Source organism: Klebsiella oxytoca NBRC 105695 (assembly GCF_001598695.1).
Lineage (GTDB): Bacteria > Pseudomonadota > Gammaproteobacteria > Enterobacterales > Enterobacteriaceae > Klebsiella > Klebsiella oxytoca.
Window position 1 is genome coordinate 1 of sequence record NZ_BCZK01000043.1, and the last position, 503, is coordinate 503.

Genomic DNA, 503 nt, shown 5'->3' on the forward strand with positions numbered 1-503 from the left:
GGGTGACTGCGTACCTTTTGTATAATGGGTCAGCGACTTATATTCTGTAGCAAGGTTAACCGTATAGGGGAGCCGCAGGGAAACCGAGTCTTAACTGGGCGTTAAGTTGCAGGGTATAGACCCGAAACCCGGTGATCTAGCCATGGGCAGGTTGAAGGTTGGGTAACACTAACTGGAGGACCGAACCGACTAATGTTGAAAAATTAGCGGATGACTTGTGGCTGGGGGTGAAAGGCCAATCAAACCGGGAGATAGCTGGTTCTCCCCGAAAGCTATTTAGGTAGCGCCTCGTGAATTCATCTTCGGGGGTAGAGCACTGTTTCGGCTAGGGGGTCATCCCGACTTACCAACCCGATGCAAACTACGAATACCGAAGAATGTTATCACGGGAGACACACGGCGGGTGCTAACGTCCGTCGTGAAGAGGGAAACAACCCAGACCGCCAGCTAAGGTCCCAAAGTCATGGTTAAGTGGGAAACGATGTGGGAAGGCCCAGACAGCC

The 503-nt window shown here is 52.3% G+C and carries 1 rRNA gene; it reads left to right on the forward strand.

Annotated features, from left to right (window positions below):
* Nucleotides 1-503: ribosomal RNA gene (locus KO1_RS26680) — 23S ribosomal RNA — on the forward strand; the annotation flags it as partial.